Source organism: Streptomyces sp. BB1-1-1 (assembly GCF_031597775.1).
Classification (GTDB): domain Bacteria; phylum Actinomycetota; class Actinomycetes; order Streptomycetales; family Streptomycetaceae; genus Streptomyces; species Streptomyces thinghirensis.
Genome location: NZ_CP134203.1, coordinates 1397575 through 1420989 on the forward strand (window position 1 = coordinate 1397575; position 23415 = coordinate 1420989).

Annotated in this window: 25 protein-coding genes and 2 pseudogenes; 3 read left to right on the top strand and 24 right to left on the bottom strand. The window is 70.9% G+C overall.

Features of this window, described 5'->3' with window-relative positions; genetic code table 11:
* Positions 1-90 precede the first annotated feature (90 nt).
* From RI578_RS06300 to RI578_RS06310, 3 genes are all read right to left on the bottom strand, one after another.
* Positions 91-2562 (bottom strand): SpoIIE family protein phosphatase, encoded by a 2472-nt coding sequence (locus RI578_RS06300; RefSeq protein ID WP_310870139.1) that lies wholly within the window; start codon positions 2560-2562, stop codon positions 91-93.
* A gap of 145 nt (positions 2563-2707) precedes the next feature.
* Positions 2708-5116 (bottom strand): MFS transporter, encoded by a 2409-nt coding sequence (locus RI578_RS06305; protein WP_310870140.1) that lies wholly within the window; start codon positions 5114-5116, stop codon positions 2708-2710.
* A 149-nt stretch (positions 5117-5265) separates the two neighbouring features.
* Positions 5266-5709 (bottom strand): SRPBCC family protein, encoded by a 444-nt coding sequence (locus tag RI578_RS06310; protein WP_310870141.1) that lies wholly within the window; start codon positions 5707-5709, stop codon positions 5266-5268.
* A gap of 159 nt (positions 5710-5868) precedes the next feature.
* On the opposite strand from RI578_RS06310, the pseudogene RI578_RS06315 reads away from it, so the two are divergent.
* Both RI578_RS06315 and RI578_RS06320 read left to right on the top strand, forming a co-directional pair.
* Positions 5869-6102, top strand: a pseudogene (locus RI578_RS06315) (radical SAM protein); the annotation flags it as partial.
* A gap of 435 nt (positions 6103-6537) precedes the next feature.
* Positions 6538-6771 (top strand): helix-turn-helix transcriptional regulator, encoded by a 234-nt coding sequence (locus tag RI578_RS06320; protein ID WP_310870142.1) that lies wholly within the window; start codon positions 6538-6540, stop codon positions 6769-6771.
* A 59-nt stretch (positions 6772-6830) separates the two neighbouring features.
* Here RI578_RS06320 and tgmC read toward each other — a convergent pair whose 3' ends face one another.
* The 6 genes from tgmC to RI578_RS06350 form a co-directional block, all read right to left on the bottom strand.
* The gene (gene tgmC, locus RI578_RS06325; RefSeq protein ID WP_310870143.1) at positions 6831-7952 is read right to left on the bottom strand and encodes an ATP-grasp peptide maturase system methyltransferase; all 1122 of its coding nucleotides are present in this window, start codon (positions 7950-7952) and stop codon (positions 6831-6833) included.
* Positions 7952-8902 (bottom strand): ATP-grasp ribosomal peptide maturase, encoded by a 951-nt coding sequence (tgmB, locus tag RI578_RS06330; protein ID WP_310870144.1) that lies wholly within the window; start codon positions 8900-8902, stop codon positions 7952-7954. Before tgmB ends, tgmC begins: the two co-directional genes overlap by 1 nt.
* Positions 8899-9192: a putative ATP-grasp-modified RiPP gene (gene tgmA, locus RI578_RS06335; protein WP_310870145.1), complete on the bottom strand. Its 294-nt coding sequence runs from the start codon at positions 9190-9192 to the stop codon at positions 8899-8901. Before tgmA ends, tgmB begins: the two co-directional genes overlap by 4 nt.
* 191 nt (positions 9193-9383) lie before the next feature.
* Positions 9384-9869, bottom strand: coding sequence for a DUF6415 family natural product biosynthesis protein (locus RI578_RS06340; RefSeq protein WP_310870146.1), 486 nt, complete (start codon positions 9867-9869; stop codon positions 9384-9386).
* Positions 9866-10024 (bottom strand): hypothetical protein, encoded by a 159-nt coding sequence (locus tag RI578_RS06345; protein WP_310870147.1) that lies wholly within the window; start codon positions 10022-10024, stop codon positions 9866-9868. Before RI578_RS06345 ends, RI578_RS06340 begins: the two co-directional genes overlap by 4 nt.
* A gap of 184 nt (positions 10025-10208) precedes the next feature.
* Complete coding sequence (locus RI578_RS06350) at positions 10209-11393, bottom strand: helix-turn-helix transcriptional regulator (protein ID WP_310870148.1); 1185 nt, start codon at positions 11391-11393, stop codon at positions 10209-10211.
* Between the two features lie 168 nt (positions 11394-11561).
* Here RI578_RS06350 and RI578_RS06355 point away from each other — a divergent pair, with 168 nt between their 5' ends.
* Entirely contained in the window at positions 11562-11777 is a 216-nt protein-coding gene (locus RI578_RS06355) for a hypothetical protein (RefSeq protein WP_310870149.1), read from the top strand.
* 238 nt (positions 11778-12015) lie between these two features.
* Here RI578_RS06355 and RI578_RS06360 read toward each other — a convergent pair whose 3' ends face one another.
* The 15 genes and pseudogenes from RI578_RS06360 to RI578_RS06430 form a co-directional block, all read right to left on the bottom strand.
* Positions 12016-12330, bottom strand: a complete 315-nt coding sequence (locus RI578_RS06360) for a hypothetical protein (protein WP_310870150.1) — start codon at positions 12328-12330, stop codon at positions 12016-12018.
* On the bottom strand, positions 12327-12512 hold the full coding sequence (locus RI578_RS06365) for a hypothetical protein (protein ID WP_310870151.1): 186 nt from the start codon (positions 12510-12512) through the stop codon (positions 12327-12329). Before RI578_RS06365 ends, RI578_RS06360 begins: the two co-directional genes overlap by 4 nt.
* Positions 12513-12943: 431 nt before the next feature.
* Positions 12944-13528: pseudogene (locus RI578_RS06370) on the bottom strand (N-acetylmuramoyl-L-alanine amidase); the annotation flags it as partial.
* Positions 13528-13806 (bottom strand): hypothetical protein, encoded by a 279-nt coding sequence (locus tag RI578_RS06375; protein WP_310870152.1) that lies wholly within the window; start codon positions 13804-13806, stop codon positions 13528-13530. The pseudogene RI578_RS06370 and the gene RI578_RS06375, both read right to left, overlap by 1 nt.
* Positions 13807-13824: 18 nt before the next feature.
* Positions 13825-14130, bottom strand: coding sequence for a hypothetical protein (locus RI578_RS06380; protein WP_310870153.1), 306 nt, complete (start codon positions 14128-14130; stop codon positions 13825-13827).
* 34 nt (positions 14131-14164) lie between these two features.
* A complete protein-coding gene (locus tag RI578_RS06385) occupies positions 14165-14524 on the bottom strand; it encodes a hypothetical protein (protein ID WP_310870154.1) in 360 nt (119 codons plus the stop codon).
* On the bottom strand, positions 14524-15402 hold the full coding sequence (locus RI578_RS06390; protein WP_310870155.1) for a hypothetical protein: 879 nt from the start codon (positions 15400-15402) through the stop codon (positions 14524-14526). The genes RI578_RS06385 and RI578_RS06390 overlap by 1 nt, the downstream gene beginning before the upstream one ends.
* A gap of 3 nt (positions 15403-15405) precedes the next feature.
* Positions 15406-15816: a hypothetical protein gene (locus tag RI578_RS06395; protein WP_310870156.1), complete on the bottom strand. Its 411-nt coding sequence runs from the start codon at positions 15814-15816 to the stop codon at positions 15406-15408.
* Positions 15817-15825: 9 nt separating this feature from the next.
* Positions 15826-16590, bottom strand: a complete 765-nt coding sequence (locus RI578_RS06400) for a hypothetical protein (protein WP_310870157.1) — start codon at positions 16588-16590, stop codon at positions 15826-15828.
* The gene (locus tag RI578_RS06405) at positions 16587-17408 is read right to left on the bottom strand and encodes a hypothetical protein (protein WP_310870158.1); all 822 of its coding nucleotides are present in this window, start codon (positions 17406-17408) and stop codon (positions 16587-16589) included. Before RI578_RS06405 ends, RI578_RS06400 begins: the two co-directional genes overlap by 4 nt.
* On the bottom strand, positions 17408-18487 hold the full coding sequence (locus tag RI578_RS06410; RefSeq protein WP_310870159.1) for a DUF5047 domain-containing protein: 1080 nt from the start codon (positions 18485-18487) through the stop codon (positions 17408-17410). The genes RI578_RS06405 and RI578_RS06410 overlap by 1 nt, the downstream gene beginning before the upstream one ends.
* A gap of 1 nt (position 18488) precedes the next feature.
* Positions 18489-19964 (bottom strand): hypothetical protein, encoded by a 1476-nt coding sequence (locus RI578_RS06415; RefSeq protein ID WP_310870160.1) that lies wholly within the window; start codon positions 19962-19964, stop codon positions 18489-18491.
* Complete coding sequence (locus RI578_RS06420; RefSeq protein WP_310870161.1) at positions 19964-21502, bottom strand: hypothetical protein; 1539 nt, start codon at positions 21500-21502, stop codon at positions 19964-19966. Before RI578_RS06420 ends, RI578_RS06415 begins: the two co-directional genes overlap by 1 nt.
* Before the next feature lie 141 nt (positions 21503-21643).
* Positions 21644-22792 (bottom strand): hypothetical protein, encoded by a 1149-nt coding sequence (locus RI578_RS06425; RefSeq protein ID WP_310870162.1) that lies wholly within the window; start codon positions 22790-22792, stop codon positions 21644-21646.
* Between the two features lie 184 nt (positions 22793-22976).
* The gene (locus RI578_RS06430) at positions 22977-23405 is read right to left on the bottom strand and encodes a hypothetical protein (protein WP_310870163.1); all 429 of its coding nucleotides are present in this window, start codon (positions 23403-23405) and stop codon (positions 22977-22979) included.
* Positions 23406-23415 lie beyond the last annotated feature (10 nt).

The window sequence follows — 23415 nt, forward strand, 5'->3', positions numbered from 1 at the left end:
GTACCGCGCCCGGCGCACGGCCACAAGCGCCCGGCGCATTCCTTCACCGGACGTGCGAACCAAGTGCGCCCCCTGACCGCGCGCGGCGGCTCAACGGCGGGGCAGCGTCAGCTCGAACCAGACGGTCTTGCCGGCCTTCGTGCGACTCGCGCCCCATTCGCGGGCGAGGGTGCTGACGACGCGCAGCCCGCGCCCGTTCTCGTCGTCGGGGCCGGCGCTGCGCAGCGTCGGCAGTTCGTGGTCGTCGTCGTCCACCTCGCACAGCAGCGTGTCGGCGCGGACCAGACGCAGCTCGACCGGACGGGAGTGGGCGTGCCGTACGGCGTTGGTGACGAGTTCGCTGACCATCAGCTCGGCGGGGTCGGCCAGTTGCGGCAGGCCCCAGTCGTGGACCTGCTCGCGGACCACCGCGCGGGCGCGGCCGACCTCGGCCGGGTCGCGGGCGAGGCGCCATTCGGCGACGGCGTCGGACTCGATGCCGCCCAGCCGTACCATCAGCAGGGCCACGTCGTCCTTGCGGCCGCCGCGTGTGCCCAGCGCGCGGATGATGGTGTCGCAGGCGTCGTCCATGGACGCGGCCGGGTGGGCGGCGGACTCGCAGAGGGTGGCGAGGCCGACGCCGATGTCCTCGCCGCGCATCTCCACCAGTCCGTCGGTGCACATCACCAGCCGGTCGCCCGGCGCCACCGGCACGCGTACCGCCTCGAAGGGCACCGCGCCGACGCCGATCGGCGCTCCCGTGGGCAGGTCGATCAGCTCGCTGGAGCCGTCCTCGGCCCGGACCAGCACGGGCGGGATGTGACCGGCGTTGGCGAGGTGCAGTTCACCGGCGATGGGGTCGTAGACGGCGTACAGGCAGGTCGCCAGGTGGGTGTCGCCGAGCCGCTGGGCGAGATCGTCGAGGTTGCGCAGGAGTTGGGCGGGCGGCAGGTCGAGCCCCGCCATGGTCTGCACGGCGGTGCGCAACTGGCCCATCATCGCGGCGGAGTTGAGGCCGTGGCCCATGACGTCGCCGACCACGAGGGCGGTGCGGGCGCCGGGCAGCTTGACCGAGTCGAACCAGTCGCCGCCGACCCGGCCGAGGAGCGTACCGGGCAGATAGCGGGTGGCGATGTCGCAGCCGGCCATGCGCGGGGGGATGTGCGGCAGCATGCTGTCCTGGAGCGTCTCGGCGACGTTCTCCTGGAACGTGTACATGCGGGCGTTGTCGAGCACGAGGCCCGCGCGGGCGGCGAGTTCGGCGCCGGTGACCCGGTCCATGTCGTTGAAGACGGGCCGCTCCGGGTGCCGGAGAAGGATCATGAAGCCCAGGACGACGTTGCGCGCCTTCAACGGCACCAGCAGCATCGAGCGGCCCGTGATGAGCGGCCGGATGTCCCGCTTCTCGAACTGGGAGGCGATGGCGTGGCCCATCTCCTCGGTGATGCGGGGCACCAGGACCGGCTCGCCGCTGGTCATGCACTGGAAGAAGGGGGTGTGCGCCGGGAACGGCATGGCCTCGCCGACCGGTACGACGTCGTCCCAGCGGCCGGGTTCGTCGGTGTGCTCCAGGGCGACCCGGTGCCACATCGTCGTCGTGTCCGGCACGCCGTCGGGGAAGCCCTCGCCGGCGACGACCTGCTCACGCAGATAGGTGCCGGCGACGTCGGTGAAGCGCGGGACGACCGCCTTGCTGACCTCGACGATGGTCCGGGACAGGTCGAGCGAGGTGCCGATCCGTCCGCTGACCTCGTTGAGGAACTCCAGGCGTTCGCGGACGGCGGCGTACTCCAGGTCCTCGGCCTCGTCCCGCAGTTCGTCCGGCACCGGCTCGCCCGCCGCCAGCGCCCGGGCCGCCCGCTCGCGACGCGCCATGCGCTCGGCGCGCCGGGGCACGCCCCAGTCGGGGGTGACGGGCACCCGGTCGTTCTGGCTGAACTCCAGGATCGGATAGCCCAGTTCGAGGACCTGCGCGACGATGCGGGCGCTCTCGCCGACGCTCATGCTGGGCAGGATCTCGGGGAGGCGGCGGGCGAGTTCCTCGGCACCGGGGAAGTCGGTGTGCAGCGCGAAGCCGGGCGCGATCCGCTCGACGGTCGCCTCCTGCGCGCCGCCGTCGGCGTAGTCCCGGCGCAGGCCGTCCGCGTCGGCGGCCAGCACCAGCAGCCGCTCCCGGCCGGGTCCCACCAGCGGATACGCCCACCACAGCACGTCGACGCGGTCGTTGCCCGGCACGGTGAGGCGGGCGCGGCCCGCCGCCGGGTAGGACAAGCGCCCGTCGAGGGAGGACTCCAGCCCGGGTCCGAGGCCGTCGTAGGCCGCGTACGAGCCGTACCCGGTGACGTCCTCGTCCTCGGGGAGCACGCCCGAGACGGGCAGCAGGTCGGGGGCGGGCCGGCCGATCGCCTCCTCCTTGGGCAGGGCGAACAGCCGCCGTGCGCCCCGACTCCAGTGGGAGACCAGCCCGTCGCGGTCCACCACGACGACGGCCAGCGGGACCCGGCCCGCCACGGGGTCCGCCGGCGCGGCGCCGGGTCCGGCCCGGCGGCCTGGAGGTGCGTCCCGCTGGGTGCCATGGTCCATGGCGTCAGGCCCTCTCTCCCCACGGCTCCGCAAGATCTGTGTCGCCGTCACCACGGTACGGCGGTGGTCGGTGACCATGTGCGGCAACGGGGGAATTGGTGGCGCGCAAACGCACCGGCGCACACCCGCGCGCCGGTGCCCGCCCTCAGTCCTCGTGCCCGAGCTGGAGGTCGCGCTCCGTACGGCCGCCGCCGGCCACCTGGAGCACGGTGGCCACGGGCGGGTAGCCGGCGGCGATGACGGTGTACTCGCCGGACGACAGGTCGACGAACCGGAAGGTGCCGTCGGGCCCGGTGGTCAGCGTGTCCACGACGTTGCCCGCCGCGTCGAGCAGCGTGACGCGCGCGTCCTCCACGGCCCGTCCGCCACTGGCGCGCACGGTGCCGCGCAGCACGGCGCCGCCGGCCAGCTCGACGTCCTGGCGGGTCTCCCGGGCGGCCTGGACGCTGACGGGCAGCGCGGCCGGGCGGAAGGCGGGGGCGCTGCCGGCCAGGGTGTACTCGCCGGCCACCAGCTCGGTGATGACGTAGCCGCCCTCGCGGCCGCTGCGGGTGGTGGCGACGACCTCGCCGTGGACGTTGGTGAGCGTGACGGTCGCGTCGCGCACGGGGCTGCCGTCGGCGGTGAGCACGCTGCCGGCGAGGCGGCCGGCGCCGCCGAGCACCACGTCCAGTTCCACCGGACGTTCGCCGACGGTCACGGAGACCGCCTGCGGCTGGTGACCGCCGGCCGCGGCGATCAGGACGTACGTCCCCGAGCCGGGCGTGGCCAGCGCGTACCGTCCGTCGTCGCCGCTGGCGCCCCGGCCGATCTGCCGGCCGCCGACGTCGATGAGGGTGAGCGCCGCGCGGGGCACGACGGTGCCGTCGGGGTGCTGCACCGTGCCGCAGACGGCGACGCCGGCGGCGTACGGCGACCGGGCCTGCGGGACGGGGGCGACGGACTGCGCGGACTGGGCGGTTTCCTGCTCGGTGACGGATGCGTTGTGGGACACCAGGGGTTTCTCCTTGAGGAAGAAGGCGATGAGCAGCCCGAGGACGAGTACCGGCACCAGGTAGAGGAAGATCCGCGGCATGGCGTCGGCGTACGCCCCGATGTAGGCGTCGCGCAGCGCCGGGGGCAGGGAGTGGACGAGCTGTGGGGTGATGGCCTCGGCGTCGGGCAGCCCGGCGCCCGCCTCGGCGGGGATCCGGTCGGCCAGGGCGTCGGTGAGCCGGTCGGCGAAGAGGGTGCCGAAGACGGCCGCGCCGACGCTGCCGCCGATCTGCCGGAAGTAGTTGTTGGCGCTGGTGGCGGTGCCGAGGTCGGCGGGGCGCACGGAGTTCTGCACGGCGAGGATCAGTACGGGCATCACCATGCCGATGCCGGCGCCGAGGACGGCCATCCAGATGCTGTAGTGCAGCCGGGGTGTGTCGGCGTCGAGCCCGGACAGCAGCCACATGCCGACGACGGACAGGGCACTGCCGAGGATCGGGTGGGACCGGTAGTGCCCGGTACGGCTGATCATCTGACCGGAGATGATCGAGGTGCCGACGATGCCGCCCATCATCGGCAGCATCAGGAGGCCGGACTCGGTGGCGGTGGCGCCGTCGACCATCTGCAGGAAGGTCGGCAGGTAGCTGGCGGCTCCGAACAGGGCCACGCCGATGACGAGGCCGACCAGGCCGGTGACGTTGAAGACGGAGTCCCGGAACAGCCGCAGCGGGATCAGCGGTTCGGGCGCGAAGTGCTCGGCGACCAGGAAGAGGACGGTGGCCGCGACCGCTCCGGCGGCGAGGCCGAGGATGACCTCCGAGCCCCACTCGTACTCGGTGCCGCCCCAACTGGTCAGCAGCACCAGGCAGGTGGAGGCGGCGGCGAGCAGCAGCGCGCCGAGGATGTCGAGGCGCGGTTTGACCTGCGGCTTGGGCAGCTTCAGTACCACGGCCACGACGGCCATGGTGACCAGTCCGAAGGGCACGTTGATGTAGAAGCACCAGCGCCAGGAGAGGTGGTCGGTGAAGTAGCCGCCCAGCAGGGGGCCGGCGACCGAGGCGAGTCCGAAGGCGGCGCCGATCAGGCCCATGAACCGGCCGCGCTCGCGGGGCGGCACGATGTCCGCGATGATCGCCTGCACGCCGATCATCAGGCCGCCCGCGCCGACGCCCTGCACCGCGCGGAAGGCGATCAGCTGGTCCATGGTCTGCGCCCGGCCGGCGAGTGCCGAGCCGACGATGAACACCAGGATGGCGAACTGGAAGACGCCCTTGCGCCCGAAGAGGTCACCGAGCTTGCCGTAGATCGGCAGGCCGACGGTGGAGGTGAGCAGGTAGGCGGTGATCGCCCAGGACATCTTCTCCAGGCCGTGCAGCTCGCCGACGATCTTCGGCAGCGCCGTGGCCACGATCATCTGCTCCAGCGCGGCGAGCAGCAGCGCCAGCATCAGCCCGACGAAGACCAGCCGCACCCGGCGCGGACTGAGCCCCGCCCCCGTCTCCGGCTCCGGTGCGGGGGGCTCGGGAGGCGTCGGGGGTGCGGTGACCGGTTCGTCCTGCACCAGAGTGATCCCGCCCACGTCCCGCTCCCCTCGTCACACCTGCTCACAATTGCCGCCTGGGGCGACAACTGCGAACAAGTGCGAAGAGTTACGGCATACGGCGGTAACCCGAGCAGATCACTCGAACCGGTGAGGCGGCCAACGGCCGCCCCGTACTTGCCCTTTGGCTACTTCTCGACCTCGGTGGCGAGCTTGGCGAGCATCGCGTCGTAGATCCGGGCGAGCCCCTTGGGCGCGAAGGTCTTCTCGAAGAATCCGCCGACGCCGCCGGCACCCTGCCAGGTGGTGACGACGACCACGCGGGACTTGCCCTCCCCGGCCGGGGTCACCCGCCAGGTGGTGACCATGGAGGAGTTGCGGTCCTTCTCGACCAGCTCGCCGTCGGTCGGCTCGGTGACCTCCAGCAGGCAGTCACGGACGCGCTTGCTGGTGGCCTGGAGCTTCCAGTGCACGAGGGTGCCCTCGCCGTCGCCGCCCTCGCGGACCTCGTACTCACTGAAGTGCTCGGGCAGCAGCTTCTCGCGGCTGCCGCTGTAGTCGGCGAGGGTGTCGAACACCGTCTCCGCGTCCGCTGCGACGATCCGCTCCGTAGTCGCCTCGACCTGCGCCATCGGGTTCCTCCAGGGCCTGGTTCTCGGGGTCCGGGCAAGCCAACCACCCCGCCGCCCGGCCACCAAATCGGGGGGCGCGAAGCGGCCCCGCGCGACTCGTCCGCACGATCAAGGGAACAAGTGTTCTATTGTGTGGGCAGTGCTACCGAGGAGGCGTCAATGCGCTGGGAGAACCTCACGGACTCCGACCACGCCCGGGCGGCCGACCCCGCGCTGTTCGGCGCGGACGCGGTCACCACCCGCACGTTCGACACGCCCGAGTTCCGCGGCATCACCTTCCACGAGGTGCGGGCCCGCTCGATCCTCAACCGGGTGCCGGGCGCCTCGCGCATGCCGTTCGAATGGACGGTCAATCCGTACCGGGGCTGTACGCACGCCTGCGAGTACTTCTTTCAATAACCCTATTGAGTCGGGGAGGTTCCTTGCTCAGCGCATCACAGGCAGGCAGGGCCTGGAAGGACATGGCACGGCCCCCGCTGCTGGACCAACAGAACAAGACGCAGAACGCCAGCCAGGCGGGGCGGGCGGCCTACGCAGCCCTCTTACAGCCGGAGGCCACGCCGCGAACGCGGACAGCCGACGCCACACCGTGGCTCTTGCTGCGCGACAGTACGCGGCGCCGGACCGCCTGACCCCGATCCCCCGCCGCGCCGCAGGTTCCGCAAGCCGACGGCGTGGCGGGCCTACGACAAAGCCCGCCCTGACGGAGGCTTGCGGACCTCCAGCAGGGCGGGCGCTCAAGAGCCCTGGAAACGTGACTGACGATGCGTCACCAAAAGCACCAGGGCTGATGCTGACATGTGAACACGCGCCCTCCACTTTTGTCGAGTGCCTAGTGATCACCCGGACTGGATCAATGACGGGCGCCGGGCGCTGGGCGAACGCATCGCGGACCTGCGCACCGCCGCGCACTACACCCAGGAGACCTTCTGCGAGGCCACCGGGCTGAGCCGAAGCACCCTTCAGCGCATCGAGTCCGGGCAAGGCGACCCGCGCTACAGCGAGCTGATGCGGATCGCGGCCGTCCTCGACACCCGGGTGGCGGTCCTCGTCAACGACTGAGGCCCCGCCCATCTGCCACGGGGGGAGCAGACGAGCGGGGCCGTTCAGGGCGGCGGGCGTCAGATCTTCGGCCAGGTGACCCTCTGCCCCTCGGGCGTGACGATGACCTCGAAGCGGTCCAGGGCCGGGGAGCCGTCGGCCTGCCAGCGCAGCAGGTGGTCCTCCACCGCGTCCCACAGCGGTACGGGCCCGCCCTGACGGACGGTCCACTGCTCGCCCTCCTGGGCGAGGGCCGCCCAGGCGCCGGCCTCCACGTCGACCAAGACGTGGTGGGCCTTGTCGGCGAGGGTCAGGCTGAGACGCTGAGCGTGCGGCGCCGCGAGCTGAGCGACGAACCGTGCGCCCCAGTCGTCCAGGACGTCAGCACCTACCCGCGCGTGCCGCTCCTGGCCGGAGTCGAAGTCGGGCAGCATGCCCAGGGGCGGCGGCATCTGGGGCCGGGCCAGCATGAAATGGACCTGTCCACCGAGCAAACGGCCGTGAGCCACTCCGTCGTGTCCGACGGTCAGCCGCGCCAGCTCCGAGGAGTGCATCCAGCCGCCCAGGGTGGCGAGGATGACGCCGCCCGGCTTGGTCTGCTCGATCCATGTGTGCGGCAGCTCCCGCACCCCGCACGTCACGACGACTCGGTCGTAGGGGGCGCCGTCCTTGTGCCCGGCCAGGCCGTCACCGACGATCAAATTCGGGAAGTAGCCGCAGGCGCCCAGGCCAACACTGGCGCGGCTGGCTACGTCGGCGTCCACCTCCACAGACGTCACCCGGTCGTCTCCGAGCCGGTGGCAAAGCAGCCCGGTGGAGTAGCCAGTGCCGGTGCCGATCTCCAGGACCCGGTTGCCGTCAGCGACCTGAAGGTCTTCCAGCATCCGCACGACCAGACTCGGCAGGGTGCTGGAAGACGTGGGCTCGCGCCGGATCTCACCGCGGATGTCGCTGGGAACGATGGTGCCCGCGATCTGGGTGACCAGCGAATCGTCCGTGTAACAGAGGTCCAACCAGCCTTCCCGATCGGCGGGCACCGGCCGCCAGGCACTGCCGAAGCGGCGGAAGAAGCCGCCGCGGAGGAACTCGTGCCGGGGCACGGCTTCGACAGCCGCCCGCCACGGTCCGGTACGCAGGGCGCCGTCCGCAGCGAGCCGGTCGGCAAGATCCCGACGCAGGGCTGCGGAATCCAGGACGGTCATCAGCGGCTGTTCCTTTCCAGGAGGTCGGCCATGGCCGCGAGCATCGGCAGGCCGGTCTCGTGCTCCAGCCAGTACCACTGGCCGGAGGGGTTGCACTCCAGGAACCACCATCGGCCCTGGCGGTCAATGGCGAAGTCGAAAGCGCCGAAGACGAGACCAAAGTGGGACAGGTAGGCGTACAGGGATTCGGCGGTGCCGTGCGGCAGCGGAACGACGGTGTAGGACAGGCGACTGTAGTCGGTGCGCCAGTCCAGCAGGTCGGAGTCAATCCGGACGGCGAAGGCGTGCTCGCCGATGACGGTCACGCGTACGTCCGCCGTCTTGTCCACGCACTGCTGGAACAGGTGCGCGGTGCCGGCCACCGTCTCGTCGATGTCGTCGGCCCTGACCTCGGCGACCTTCACGACGGACGACACGCCGTCGATGCGGTACAGCGGCGCCGCGAGCGGCTTGTAGATGGCGGGGCCGTGCTGCTTGATGAAGGCCCTCGCCGCGTCCGGGTCGCTGGTGATGGTGGTGGGCGGGAGGCGGAAGCCTGCCTTCGCGGCGGCGATGAGGCCGGACGGCTTGAATTCCGCGTCGCCGATGCTGTGGGGGTGGTTGACGTACCGGCAGCCCGGGAGGGAGGCCAGGACGCCACCGAGGCCGTAGCGGGCCTGAGCGACAGCGAACCGGGCGTCCTGGTCCTCAAGGTGCGGGAAGGCGAACCCGGAGGGCCGCCGGTAGTACAGGGACCGGACCTTGGTGAGGTCGGCGGTCCGGGACGGCGTGGACAGTGTGCCCTCCACACCGTTCGACGTGATCGTGGCCGCAACCGACAGGGCGTGGGGGAAGTCCCCCGAGTCGAGCCGCACGACCGGGACATCCCGGTCGTGCAGCTCACTGATCACCACGTCGGCCGTGGGGTCGTCAAGGTTGGTGACGACCAGCACCGGGCCGACACCGGTCACTGGTCGGTGTCGTTCCCCGTGTCGGTGTCCGTACCGGACGCGTTGCCGTCGGGGCTGGTGCCCGTGGACGGGTTGGTGCCGGTGCTGGTGCCGTGCCCGCCCATCTCCATCATCTCGCCGCGGTCGTCGAAGTACCGGGTGGTCTGGGTGGTCGGGTCCAGGACGGCCTTGGCGTAGCCCGGGGCGGGCGACGGGTAGGGGGCCATGCGGCGCACGCCCCACGGGGTCGGGGTGCGCGTACCGGTCGGCAGCGGCATCCCGGTCGGGAGCCGGTCAGAGTGAGCAAACAACGGATCTTCCTCTCGTGTTGTCGTGCGGTGGACCCGCCCCGGGGCTCGACCTGTCCAGGGTTGGGGCCCGGGGCGGGAGTTGTGGGACCCGCCCCGCCGGTGGCTTGCGGTCCACCAGCGGGACGGGCGTTCGTGGGGTGCGACCCTGACCCTGCGGTCGCCATGGGGCCCCGGGACGCCGGGGCATGCGGTCAGCGGCGGGGGCGGCCGACGTTGACGCAGCGGGCGTGCACGCGGCCGGACCGGACGGCGCTCCCGGACGGGCTGCCTTGGTCGTACGGCACCGAGTCGTCGCCGGACTCGATCGCCCGGTCACAGGCCAGGCACCTGACCACGCCGGTGAGCGCGTCGTAGTGGGCGCACAGGGCGGCCACGGAGCGGGCAAGCAGCTTCACCCGCTCGACTTCCCCCAGCAGCCCGGCGGCCTCCGGCACCCTCATGCGCCGCCGGGCCTCCTCAACGCTGGCGAGCGCAACCTTGGCCGGCACGTCGTCGCCGCGGTCGGCGGCCAGCTGCTCGATGTGGGGGATCAGCTCGGTCAGGTAGTCGCGCAGGTCGTGGTCGAAGCTCTTCACCACGCCGTGGCGCGGGAGGGTGAGCTGCGCGAGGAACCAGGCAGCGGTGGCACGCATGGTGGCGGTGGCGGGCGCGGCCGTCTCGGGGCGCGTGGCGCTCACCGGGCCGCCGCCTCGGCGGCACTGTGGCGCGGGCACTTGCACGGCGGGTACACGTCACGCAGCGGCAGGGGCTTTCCCTTGCCCGTGACGTTCACCGTGCCGTGGTCCTCGGTGACCGCACCGTCCCGGTTCACCCGGTAGACGTGCAAGGTCATCTTGACGCCTGGCTTTCGCGAGGCTGTAGGTTTCATGGTGTCGACGCTCCTGAGTAGCGTGGGCCATGCCCCCGGACCGGTCGCACGGTCGCGGGGGTCCTTGTCTGCTTCTCAGAGTGCCGACACGAAAAGGCCGGAACTATCAGTCCTCACTGATAGCTCCGGCCAAAGCTTTGACGCAGCGTCACACGCCCAGCCACGAACCATAGTTGGAGAAGGAATCGGGCATCCGACGCTTCGCCGCTTCCAGCCCGGCGTACGTCTCCCGCACGGTGGGGTGATACTTCGTCTGCTGGGGGGCGAGCTTGCGCGCGGCCAGCAAGCTCTTGAAGGCGGCGTCCGTCCGGCCCGTCCACATCTGCGCTCGCGCGACCTCGGAGTGGTGGTGCGCGAGCCGGGACGGCGGCCAGTCATCCGGGATGGCGATCTGCTGCGCCTGGTCGACGGCCTCCGGGTACAGGTCCAGTTCCGCGAGGACGCTCACACGGTGCACGCCCACGTTGGTCGGTCCGAACGACAGCCAGTGCACCTTCTCCGCCGCGCCGGTGCGCTTGGCGATCCGGCCGGCCTCTTTCAGGTGCCCTTCGGCCGTGTCCTGGTCCTGGTCGCGGCCGGCGAGCACGGCGGCCCCGAGGTGCAGCTGGCCGGTGACAACGTCCAGGACACGGCCCTGATCGGCCTGCTGCAACGTGGACATGCCGAGACCGATCAGGCGCTTGCCGGTCTTGTAGTCGCTGGCCCGCAGGTAGGCGAGCGCCCGAAGGTACTGGCGCATGCCGCTGAGAACCGGGTCGGACGCCTTCTGAGCCGCCCAGTCCATCCGGTCCAGGGCCACGGTGCACAGGTCCGGGAAGCCCAGCTTGGTCGTCACGTCGTACGCGGTCCGGTACGCGCTGGCGAGCAGCTGCCAGCTCCGGTCCGTCGCTTCGGTGTGTGCCGCCGTCGTGGCCTCATGGATCAGTCCGGGTAGTTCGGCGGCGACCTGCTTGATGTTCGTGGCGCGCACCTGGGCGCACAGCTCGTCCGCGGCCGCCTCCAGCTCGTCCAGGGAGCGCGGCGACACGTCAGGGTCGGGCCCGAGGTCGTAGATGTTCAGCGCCTCACGGATCGGGTTGATGAGCCCGTCCAGCTGGTCCTGGCGCAGCTCGTCCAGGTAGGGCTGGCCGTTAAGTTCGGCGACCGGCACGGACAGGACGCGGGCAAGCGCGCCTATCACCGAAGGGCTCGCGGGCATGACGCCCTGCTCGATCTTCGTGATGGCGCTGTAGGAGACGTGCGAGAGGTCCGCCAGCTCGCGTTGCGTCAGACGGCGGACTTTGCGCGCGTGCGCGATGCGTGCGCCTGTGTGTTCTTCAGCGTACGGGGGCATACTGGCTCCGTTCTGAACTCGACACTCAGAACGGTACCCCGTACGCGCAGTCGGGGACCCTCTCAACGGCCCCCGCCGTACAGGCGGGGGCCGTTGCCGGAGCAGCGGGCACCTGCGGATGGCCCCACTGACCGTGCGACCTGCCACGGTCCGGGTGAGGCTGGGGCCATGGCCCGTGAGAGACCCGTGATCGTGTATCCGCCCAGTGAGACCGGCGGCCGGCGAGTGCGCATCGATGGGGAGATCCTCGGGACCGCGTACAGCCTCCACGACCTGACTGTCTTCCTCCAGCACGCCGGCCTGGAGGGCTGGGACGAACTGGACGTCGCCGGAACCTCGCTGATCGAGTGGCGCGGTGGCGGCCCAGACTCCTGGGAGCACTGAACGCGAGTAAGCCCCCGCTGAGGGGTACGCAGCGGGGGCAACGGGGAGACCACATCCACCTGGGGAGCAGAAGGAGGCCCCGCGGCCCACCGCCCCCGGGAGGTGCCGGACCCCGCTGAGGGGAGCACCGGTGAGGCGGTGGAGCGACCACAATGCGCCACCCTGACCGAAAGACACAAGACCTCGGACACGACGAAAGGCCCCCGCCGCCCGAAGGCGGCGGGGGCTCGGTGTCGGGTCAGGCGACGAACAGAGCGACCACCACGCCGGCCACGGCGGCAATCACCCCGGCCACGGCGGCGAGGGCACCGATCTGGGCGAGAGGCCACCGACCCCGCTTCAGCTCGTTGACTTCAAGGCGCAGCTCGTCGATCTCCTTCTCCACCTCGGTGCGGAGCTTGGCCAGGTCGGCATCAGTCCGGTTGGTCCGCTCTACGAGGACGCCCAGCGTGCCCTTGATGTCCGAGAGCCCCGTGTTGATCTCCCCTCGCAGGTTCGCCAGTTCGACAGCCAGGTTGGTGGTCGGGTCCGGGGCCGGGGCCGGCGCGGTCATGACTGACCCTTGGGCTCCCGGTTCGGGACTGCCCACGTGATTCCCAGCGTCCCGAGCACGGCCAGGACGACGGCGACACCATCGCCGGTCGTCAGGGTGCCGTCCTGCACGGCGGTACCCAGCGCCGCGGTGCCGGCCGCAGCGCCGGCGACCACTGACTTCCAGTAGCGCGAGATCCTCATGACGCCTCCCAGTAGAGGCCGCGCACGTACGCGGCCGTGATCGTGATCGGCTCCTGGTCGCTGGAGTCGGCCGGGTAGTAGATGAACTCGAACCGCAGCCGCTCGTTGGCGACGATCGAGCCCGAGTTGTGGAAGTCCGGGAAGCTGTTGCCGTCGGTGCCGATGCGTTCGATGATCGGCCCGTTCCAGCGGGAGCCGTCCGGACGCAGGTGGTAGAAGCGGCCCTGGAGCGTGGAGCCCGGCGGGACAACCGCCTGCACGTGCGCCATGGCCTGGTAGTGGGACGCGCCGGTCAGCAGGTCCACCCCGTCGACGTTCAGCGTGGTCCACTTGCGGGGCGTGATCTCCTGGTCGTCGCTGTCGTAGCGGCCGATCGCTCGCGGCATCTCTTCCTCCTCAAGGTCGCCGGAGCTCCAGCCGGCGGGGCGGGTGAGGCGTTTCTCGATCCGGGCGCGCATCGAGGCCATGGTGAAGCCGCGCGGGTCGACCTTTCCGGGCTGCCATTCGAGGTGGCCGATCACGGAGCGCTCGTTCCAGCCGTGGTGGCGGCAGACCGCGGCGGCGGCCCGCTCGATGGCCTCCAGCTGTGCCGCCGGCCAGGGGTCGTCGCCGTCTCCGAGGTTCTCGCACTCGAAGCCGTAGAAGTGCCGGTTGCCGTCGGTGTTCGCCTCGTTCTCGGTGGGCAGCGGCGACTCGTTGATGACCGCCTGGAGGACGTCGTCGTCGCCCAGGCCCGCGTGGTTGGCCCGGCCGTAGCCGACCAGGTGCACGCGGCCATCCTTGGTGATGACGCCGTGGCACAGCGGCCCGGGCAGTCCCGCGTAGCCATTGCGGCAGATCTCCACCGTGCGGGCGCTGCCGGAGGTCACGGTGTGGTGGATCATCACGCCGTGCATCGGCCCGAACGGGCCGGTGTGGTCGCGGTTGTGGTCCTCCCAGTCGCCGACCTCAACAACGACCAGGCCCTCATCGCGGAGGGCTTGCAGGAGGCTCCGCGCTCCCATCGGGGCGGCCATCACACACGCTCCGGCCACGACCACGTGCCCGGCTGGTCGCCCTGGAGCCGGGACGTGGCCCACATGGGCGGGTCCTGGCCGTCCAGGAGGACGCGAAGGTTGCAGGCGTCGTCGGGGTTGCCGGACCAGACGCGTACGACGATCGCCGGGTACTGCTCGCCGGCCTCCACGTGGTTGCCGGTGATGCCGGACTGCACGCGCTGGTGGGTGATGTGCCGGGCGTCGTCCTCGGTGAGCCGGTACATGACGACGCGCCCCGGGCTGGGTGGTTGGGGCATGGTTCCTCCTTCATACGGTCAGGCGGGGATCCACGCGCCGCCTCGGACGAAGCCGTGGGTGCCGCAGCACCGCCAGAGCAAGGACGGCTCCAGGTGCAGCGGATCGCGAGAGACGACCGTGTGGCCGCCGGTGCCCGCGCCGACCCAGCCGCCACTGACGGTCTTCTCTTCCGGCAGAGCGGCGTAGGTGGGGCACCAGTGCCAGAACAGCGGGTTGGTCTCGTGCTCCAGCCAGCCGTAGTAGATGTCGTCGGTCAGCTTGGTCAGGCCCGCTGTTTCCAGGCCCGGCCATTCGGTCGGCGGTGTGGTGCGGTCGACAGCCACGGTCAGCCTCCGATCGTGGGGTGCGGGGTCCGCGTCAGAGCACGGTGATCGTGTCGGCCTTGCGGATGATGTCCTCGCCGGGCCGGGTGTCGACGCCCTCGGTCTGTACGAGAACCCACCGCTGGTAGGTCCCCGGTGTGAGCGCCAGGTCCGCGCCGACGGCCGGTCCGATGAGCGCCACCACATCGATCACGCCGTCCTGGGCGAGCGGCCCGTCGGGCGATGCGACGCCGTTGACCAGCTGCACGATGGTGAAGTCCGTGACGGCCGGGATCTCCCCCAGGTCGGTGGTGTGGTAGACGCCGACCGCCGTGACGTTGACCGGGCCCCCGCGGGTGAATGTCAGCGCGTTGGACGTGTACTCGGTCGCGGTGCTGTACAGCTCTACCGCCATCAGGGCTCCCTTTCGAGGATCGTCTCTGCCACCTCGGGGCTGAGGACCGTGGGCCCGACCCCGAGGGCCGCAACGCGGGTGGGGCCGACGGAGAGCGTGACGTCTTCCGCGCTCGACTCGAAGTGCCCGGAGACCGCCATGCGCGCGCCCCCGAGGACGCCGGCGAGGCTGGTGCGGCTGACGAGACGACCCGCCCCCGCGCCCAGGGGCCCGCCAAGGGCGAGGCTGGCGGACCCTGGGGACGACAGCTCTGCGTGCAGCTGCGCTCCGGCTCCCCCGAGCGCGGCGTGGACGCTGCCGGACATGGTGTTGGTCGCGACGCCGACCGTGTGAAGGCGCTGGTCGCCGCCTCCCGACCCGCTGAAGTAGCCGTTGACGAAGTGGACGTGAACGTTCGACAGGTCCCAGGCGGGTAGCGCCTCCGCGCCTCCGCCACCGGCCGCGAACGGGTTGACCCACGTCACCCCGTCCGGGGACGTCTCGAAGATGACCTGCGTGCTGGTGGTGCGGATGCGGCACCAGCGGTGGTCGGCGTCGACCCACGGCACGAACCCGTCATCGGCGCCGACGAAGTAGCCCAGCGACGTGGAGTAGCGGCCGAACGCGATCTCCTGCCCGGCCGTGCCGCTGCCGATGGTGCAGTACTGCTCGATGCCCGCCACGGCCGCGCCGGTGTAGGTCCACTCCCAGGTGAAGGTGTCCTCGGTGAAGTCCCGGGAGGGCGGGGTGAAGCCCAGCCAGTTGGTGTACGCGGCGGACGGGGCGACGGCCGCGTACCCGTCCCCGAGAGTTTGCGTGGCGCCGACGCTGTCGTTCCACAGCGTCGTGTCGAGCCCGTCGCCGTCGAAGGCGTCGAACAGGGTGCTCAGCTTCGCCATGGCTCAGCCGGACGCGGGGATGGTGATCGTGCCGTCGGTGATCTCCACGTCGAGGCCCGTGGACACCGTGGTCGTGTTGACCAGCAGGTCTGCGTTGGAGACGCCCACGCCGCCGTCGATGCGGGCCACGCCGTTCGAGTCGAGGATCCGGAACCAGGTCGCGGTGCCGTCGGCGACCGCGGTCACCGCGATCGGTGTGCCCGCCAGCGCGGCGACACCGCCCGACGCCGCAGCGAACGCTGTCGCGGCGAGGGTGAGTTCGGCGAGCAGGGTGCCGGTCGCGGTGGCGTCCGGTCCGGCCGGCTGTGTGCCGGACCGGATCTGGAGCTTGCCGCCGGCGGCGCCGGCGTCGATCAGTGCGGTGATCGCGTCGGCGGCGGCGTTGCGGGCCGCGCCGGAGATGAAGACGGTCATGGGGCCCTCTCAGAAGTAAGTGGTGACGATGCAGATGCCGTCGGCGCCGTCGCCGCCGTTCGTCGCACTGTTCGCTGCGGTGCCGGATACCGCGCCGCCCCCGCCGGCCCCGTAGCGGCCTTCGTCCTGGGCGCTGGTGCCGGGCGCGGCCCCGGAGGTGATCGCGGTCGCGCGCTGCTGGGTGCCGTACAGGCCGGTGCCGCCGTAGCCGGTGGTCGCCGGGGCGGCGGAGACGACGACGCCGTTACCGCCGTCGCCGCCTCGGACCAGGAGGTCACCGGCGGTGCCCACCCCGGCGTCACCACCGGCGACAGCGCGCGTGGTGGCCGCTTCGATCCCGGCGAACCCTCCGCTCCCGCCGGTCGCAACCACCGTGGACCCGAATGACGTGCTACCGCCGGCCGACCCGTTGTTACCGCCGGCTGCGCCGCCGCCACCGCCAGCGCCGATCACCACGGTGACGGTTTCTCCGACGGACGCGGCCGGGACCACGGACTCCGCGTAGCCGCCGCCCCCGCCCCCGCCGGCGCACGCGGACTCCGTGGAGCTCGTGGCCGGCACACCCCCGCCGCCCCCGCCGCCACCGACGACTTGGACGTGCAGCCACTTCGCGTTGTCGGGCTTGGTCCAGGTCCCGGACATGGTGAAGATCTGCCGCAGCGGCATACCCAGCTGCGGGTTGATAGACCCGGCCATGGTCGCGAAGTGCTCCCAGAGCCGGGTGTTGTCGGTGCTGGTCGGGTAGACGATCCCGTTGGACGTCGTGTCGCTCAACTGCCTCTCCTCCAGGAGATCGTCAAGGCCCAGGCCGCCGACCAGGAGCCCCGCCCGGCGAACTTCATGTAGGGGCTGTCGGAGCCGATCGAGATGGCGATGCCGCCGCGGGTGCCGTCGACCATGGCCTGCGCCCACGACTTGGGGATCTCGAAGTGGTTGACGGACTTGTCCACCGCGAGGCGCGGTCCGGCGCCGGTCTCGTTGAGCGTCGGGAACCCGGTCGGGCGGGTGGACTGGGTGACCAGGCGCAGCGTCGGCGCCCGGGCGGCGAAGTCCCCGCCGCGCATGCGGCGCAGTCTCAGCGTGGCCTTCGTGACCGTGGCCCCTTCGATGGAGCGGGGCCGGGAGCCGTAGAACGCGAAGCCGTGACTGCGGCCGTACGAGCTGCCGCCGTAGCGGCCCTGGTAGAGGTCGGCGTTCGTCGACGGGCCGATGTCCGTGCGCCAGCGGCCATCCCGCCACGTCGACGTCGCCACAGGCAGGACCAGGAGAGTGCCGCCGGTGATCGTCGGCTTCGGGTCCGGTGCGTCGTCACCGCTGGGTGTCTCCGCCGTCTCATCGGGGCCCTGCTCGGGCGGGGTGGGAGGCGTGTTGGGGTTGGCCTGGAGAACCGCCTGCACGAAGTACGTGGACAGGGAGCGGGCGATGAGCAGAGAGTCCCCGGGGGCGACGGTGAGGCCGGCGATGACGCGGGCGGTGATGCGGATGCCGGCGACGTCGACCAGGCAGGCGCCGCCGGTGACGGCGCTGCGAGCGGTGCCCACGAAGCTGCCGTATCCAGCCAGGCTGACGTGTTCGTCTGCCGCGTTCGCCATCAGAGCGGTACCCGCACCGTGGCCGTCATCTGCCCCGGCGTGTACGGCAGGGACAGCGTCTCCAGGGTGCCCAGTGCGCCGGTCAGCGTGTCGTTCGTAAGGGCGACCGTGTCGCCAACTTGGAGACCGGGGTGCGGGACCATCGTCACCTCCAGGCGCCGGTCGGCGGTGCGACGTAGCAGGGTGAGCCTGGTTTGCGCCGCCCTGCGGCACTGCTCGATCGTCTTCAGCAGCGGCGACTGGAAGGAGTACGGCACCGGCAGAGGGCTGAACGGCCCGCCGACTTGGTAGGGGCTGGACTGGTCGTAGACGGTGCCGCGCAACTGGGTGCCCTCACCGTCCTCGCCCTGGGCGACGACCACGTTGAACGCACCATCCCGGCTGCTCGCGCCCGCCCAGCGCATCACTGTGCCGCCCTGCCCATCGGTCAACGCGAGCACCGGCGTACCCACGTCCACCATCGGCTCGATCAGCAGATACCCGTCCTCGTGGACCCGGGAATCCGCCGGCCACGCGTCCAACACCTCGTTGAGCGCGCCAAGCCGGTCCTGGTCCCACTGCATCGCTAGCGGCACATCCCGATCCACGAGCGTGGTGTCGAACACGACCGTGAGCGCGGGTTCGACCAGGCCCCGCACGGTAGATACCAGCGTGTCCCCGGCGGCCGGCTGGTAGGGGGCAACGAACTTGGCCTCCTCGATGAGCGCGAGGAGGCCCTGCGCGGTGACGTTGATGTCGTCGCCGTCCGCGCGGGCGTCGGTGATGAGGAACCAGCCGCGGTCGATCCACTCCATGCCGCTGCCGATGTCGACGCCGTACGCGATGTGCAGCTGCTGCCCGAACGCTGCCAGCGGGTGGTCGGGGTCGCCGCCGGGGTCCCAGTCGGTGCCGCGGTCCCGGCGCGGCACGGTGAGCGTGACGCGCTCGGGGACGGCGAGGGACCGGTCGCGGGCCTCGGAGCCGGCCGAGATCGGCACGTCGTCCGCCAGCAGCTCGCCGCCGCGCCAGGATGAGACGCGGACGTCCATGACGAAGCTGCGCCGGATGATGGCGAGCGCTTCAGCTGACAGGTCCAGCACGTCAGCCGCCGAAGTCGTAGATCGCGATGTCGAGCAGGTTGCCCGGCGTGAACGCGTCGGCCAGGTCCTGCAACGTGGTGAAGTTTGCGGCCAGATCCTCCAGGGTGAAGCCAGCGGCTTCGAGGACGTCGGGCCAGGCTTCGACCTTGACGACGTCCAGGGACCAGAAGGTGATCTCGTCGAACCAGCGCGGCTGCTCGCTGTCCTGGGGCACGGCGTAGTGACCGTCCAGGCGCGGCATGTGCGTGGCTTTGCGGATGAGGACGATGCCTTCGGTGGCGTCGTCCAGGGTGGCGTTGAGGGCGTCCCCGGCCTCATCGGTGAGGGTGCGCAGCGTCATCTGCCCCGAGGGGCCGGAGCGGCGCCGGGAGACGACGACCATGCGGCCGCCGACGTTGAAGGCGCTCGCGTCCCGGTTGCGCTGCTTCTCCGGGTAGGTCTGGAGGGTGACCGGGGCGCCGACGCCACGGACCGCGTCTGAGATCACGTCGGCGTCGACGATCGAGGTGATCGGCGCGGAGGTGACCTCGGATTCGTCTCCGAGGCTGTCGACCAGGCGGGCGGTGTAGGTGACGGGCACCCCGAACGGCTGCTCGCCGTCCACGCGGACCACGGCTGTCTGCCCGGTTGCGTCGATACCGATCGCGCCCCGCAGTTCCGTCCGGTTGCTGCCGACGTTCCGGTACAGGCTCGCGGTGGCGACGTCCCCGGCCAGGAGCTCGGACACCACGATCTGGTTCCGGGGCGGGAACACGGACTGTTCCGTGACGGTGATGGCGCCCTTGGGTGTGTCCTCGCGCAACCGCAGCACCCCGGCGACGCCCGTAGACGCAGCCGCCAGGGTCGCCGCCACCGTCGGTGGCTGCGCGGCCGCGCCCGACGAGACCGAGCAGTACGCCTGAGCGTTGCGCACCCCGTACCCGCTGGGCTGGCCCCCGTCGCCCGACTCGGTCGCCGACCCGAAGACGACGCCACTCGCTGTGATGGTGTGCGCCGACACCCCGGCTGACGTGTTCGGTGCCGCGTAACCCAGGACGGCGAAGTCGCCCGGCCGCCAGGTCACCGTGTCGATACAGGCAGCCGAGAACGCGGTGCCGGATGACGTGTCCTCCCCGAAGGACGCCGCCCACAGCCAGCCGGTGCCGGCCGACCGGTCCAGGACCCAGATCCGGCCGGAGATGACCGACCCCGTGGCGGCCGGGATGCTGGTCGTGGGGTTCGCGTCCCCGCCGGTGAGGACGCGCACGAACCAGGTCAGGCGGCGGGGCCCGGTCCCGTCGGCGAACGTGCCGCCGCCTCCGGAGAACGTGCCCGCCCTGGTCCACCCGGACGGCGTGGACGGGACCGCGTCGTCGGGGTGGCCGGTGGTGACCTGAAGGACCCCGAGCCGCCCCGCCGTGGCCCCTGCCCCGTAGGTGGGCGTGATCGTCGTGTCATGGCCGACACCGGCGCCGGTCGACAGATGCGAGATGCCCATCAGCGCCTCCCGACCTGCCGCCGGAAGGCGGCCTCGTCCTGCGCATCGCGGATCATCGGCCGCACGGTGCCCCGGATCACCCCGAGCAGCTCTCCGCTGTCGAGGACCAGCTGTCCCGTGAACTCGCCGCCGGCCGGGGCCGGTGCGGCAGCTGCGAAGACCGGTGCTCCCATGGACCTTGGGGCGGTGCGCGGCATGGCAACGGCGGGGACCTTCATCGCGTTGAGCATGTCGAACGTGCGGACGCCGTACTTGGCTACGGCCGCCGCCTTGATCACGTACTCCGTGTCAGAGACGCGCGCCATCGCGCCCGAGCCCATGACTGCCAGGATGCTGTCCGATGTGCTCGTGCCCGGCCCGTCGATGTACCCGCCCTGGGGGAAGTACTGCACGGGCCCGCCAGCCGCCCGCCGGGGCACCAGGCCGCCACGCGACTTGCCGACGATGTCGTGGACGCTGCGGTACGTCTTCGAGTACGTGATGATCTCTTTGATCGTCGTCAGACGCAGGGTGGTCGACTTGCTCGGAGGCAGGCTGTTGATCTGCCGCTCGGCTGCGGCGATCTTGGCCCGCCAGTCGCGGGTGTTGGCCGTGAGCTGAGCCTTCTTGCTGCCCTTGGCCGTCTTCAGCTGGTGTTCGGCCTCAGCGACCCGGGCGCGCCACACGGCGATGTCGGCGGTCAGCTTGGCCCGCTTGTCGCCCTTCGCGGTCACGAGCTGCCGTTCGGCCTGCGCGACTTGGACCTTCCAGTTCAGGATGTCCGCGGTGAGCTTGGCCTTCTTGGTGCCCTTGGCGGTCTTGAGCTGCGTCTCCGCCTCGGAGATTTTCGTCTTCCAGTCGGTGATGTCCGCCTTCAGCATCGCCGTCTTGTCCGGCGTGTTCAGGATCTGGCTCGCGAGCTTCTCCGCTTCTGCCCGCGTGAGTCCCATCTGCATGGCGTTTTTGATCAGCTGCTGGCGGCCGCGCTCGTAGATGCCGATGGCGCCCTGCCAGGAACCGGTGGACTCGCGGTTCGCTGCGGCGGCCTCGTCGGTCTTGTGCGCCAGGTCCTGAAGGGCGGTCGCCGCTGCCTGCGCCTTCGGCGAGTTGAGGTCCAGCTGGCCGCCGACCATGTTGAGAGAGCCGGCGTTGTCCTTCGCGGCTTTCGCGGCGGCGTCGATGCTGGCCTCGAAGGCGATCATGCCGCCCAGGCCCTGGCGCTGCACGTTGTTGAGGGCGACGATGCTCTCGCGCAGTCCGTCGGCGGATAGCTTCTGCGCGGCTAGCGCTTCCTGTGTCTTCCGCGCCTGCTCACCGAACAAGCCCTGGGACTGGGCGGTCAGCTCCGCTTCGAGCCGCTGGTCAGCGAGGGCGCTGTTGTAGTCGTCCAGCTGCGCCTTGATCTCGGCGGCCGTGAACCCCTGCTTCTTCAGGTTCTTGATGATCCGTTCCAGGGCCGTAGCCGCGAGGTCGGCCTTGCCGCCCTGGACCAGGTTGGTGAGCGCCTTGTCGATCCCGTCGAAGTCCTTCTTGGCGTTCTTGACCGGGGTGCTGTCCATCCCGATCAGGTTCGTCAGGAACTGCTGCGTCTTGTCCAGGTTGCTGGGACGGGACAGGGTGCGCAGGCTCTCACCGAGGCCCTTGAGGTCGGAGCCGAAGACGCGGGCTGCCTCGCCGCTGACCTTGCCGGTGAGTGCCAGTTAACTGAGGGACGTGGTCAGCCTGTCGACGTCGGGCGGGGCTTCCTGCCCGACCTTGGAGAGTTCCATCAGGCCGATCACGAGCAGGCCGATACCGGTGGCTGCCAACGCCAGCTTCGCCTTGATCGACAGTGCGGCGAACGCGGCGGTGAGCGTGCCCACGAACCCGGAGGCTCCGAGAGCAGCCGTGCCCGCGGCCGCGATCTGCGCACGGAGGATCGTGTACGCGCCGGCCAGCAGCAGGATGCCCGACTGGGTGAGCGCCACGAGCCGCATGGCCACCGCGAGCTGCAACACGATGGAGAGGAAGCCGGGAGGCAGGGCAGCGACGACCTTGGCAGCCGCGTTCGCGATCTCCAGGAGTCCCACGCCGACGTCGGCGGCGGCGGTCAGCAGGTGCACCGCGGCGATGGCGACGTTCTCCAGGGTGTCGCCCACGAGGGGGCCCTGCTCGCGGGCGAAGTCGAGGAAGTCGCGGACGCTGCTGCCGAATTCGCCCGTGGCTCCTACCCGGCTGAAGTGGATGATGCCGTTGACGGCGTCGCGGAGCGAGCCGACCGCGAAGTCCTCCACCTTGCCCATGAACGTGTCGAAGCCCGGCGTCGCCATGGCGCCGCCAGCGACCGTCATCAGCCGGTTCAGCTGCCCCGACGTGCCCCGGACCAGGCCCGACGTCTTGGGCAGCAGAGCGTTGGTGAGCTGGAGGCCCTTGGTGACCGGCTCCATCGTGGCGTCGGCGAGGCTGTCCGACCAGTCCCGGGTCTCGGTCTTCAGCACCGAGAACGCCGCCGCAGCCTCCCTGGTGGCGGACGGCATCTTGGCCACCGTCCGGTGGTAGGCCACCTCAGCCTTGGCGGCCTCCTGCGAGGCCGCCCCGTGCTCCTCGACGGCCTCCTTGTACTTCGTCTGCGCCTGCGTGGCTTCGGCCATCGACAGGATCTGCGGGATGACCGCGGCACCGAACGCGGCCACCGCCACACCGGCCCCGGCCATGGCGCCGACGAACGGGGCGATCGAGGAGGCGGCCGGGATCGCCGCACCGAACGCGGCGAGTCGCCTTTCCGCACGCCCTGCCGAGCGGCCCGTGTTGTTGAGGACCCGGGACAGCCGGTCGCGACCTTCGAGGACGAAGGTCATGGTGGTGGCCAAAGGGGTTACCCCCTTTCGGCCTCCCGGGCCTGCGCGGCCAGGTACTGCTTGACGTGGAGAACGGCCTGGTAGAACCGCTTACGCGGCAGGGCCCCGAGTTCGGTGGGGCCGACGTGCAGGAGCTGCGCGATCAGCGTCCAGTACTGGTCGAACAGGTCGGTGATGCTGCCCTTCGGGCGGGCGACTACTTCGAGGTCTTCGCCGTGCCCTTCTTGTCTTTTGGGGCCGCCAGCTCAGCCAGCACCGCATCGACGTCGTCCGGCTGGTGGGCGAGGACCCGGCACTGCCGTGCCGCCTCCTCCACGTGCTCCTCGCCGACGTTCTCGCGGACGCCCTCCAGGAGATCGAGGATCTCCTCGCGCTCCAGGCGGGCCTTGAGCCGGCGCTTCCACTGCGGCAGGGAGAACCCTTCGAACTTCAGGCCGGCCTCCATCCGCCTGCGGAACACCCAGATGATCGCGCTCATCGCGAGCGGCTTCTGGCTCTTCAGGGCGGTTTCGACGTCGTCCCACTCCAGGCCGGTCACCCGCTCGACTTCAGCGGATTCGATGGTGGCCATGTCCTGCGTGGAGTACTCCTCGACCCGGTCGTCGTGAGCAAAGGAGACGATCATGTGGTGCTCG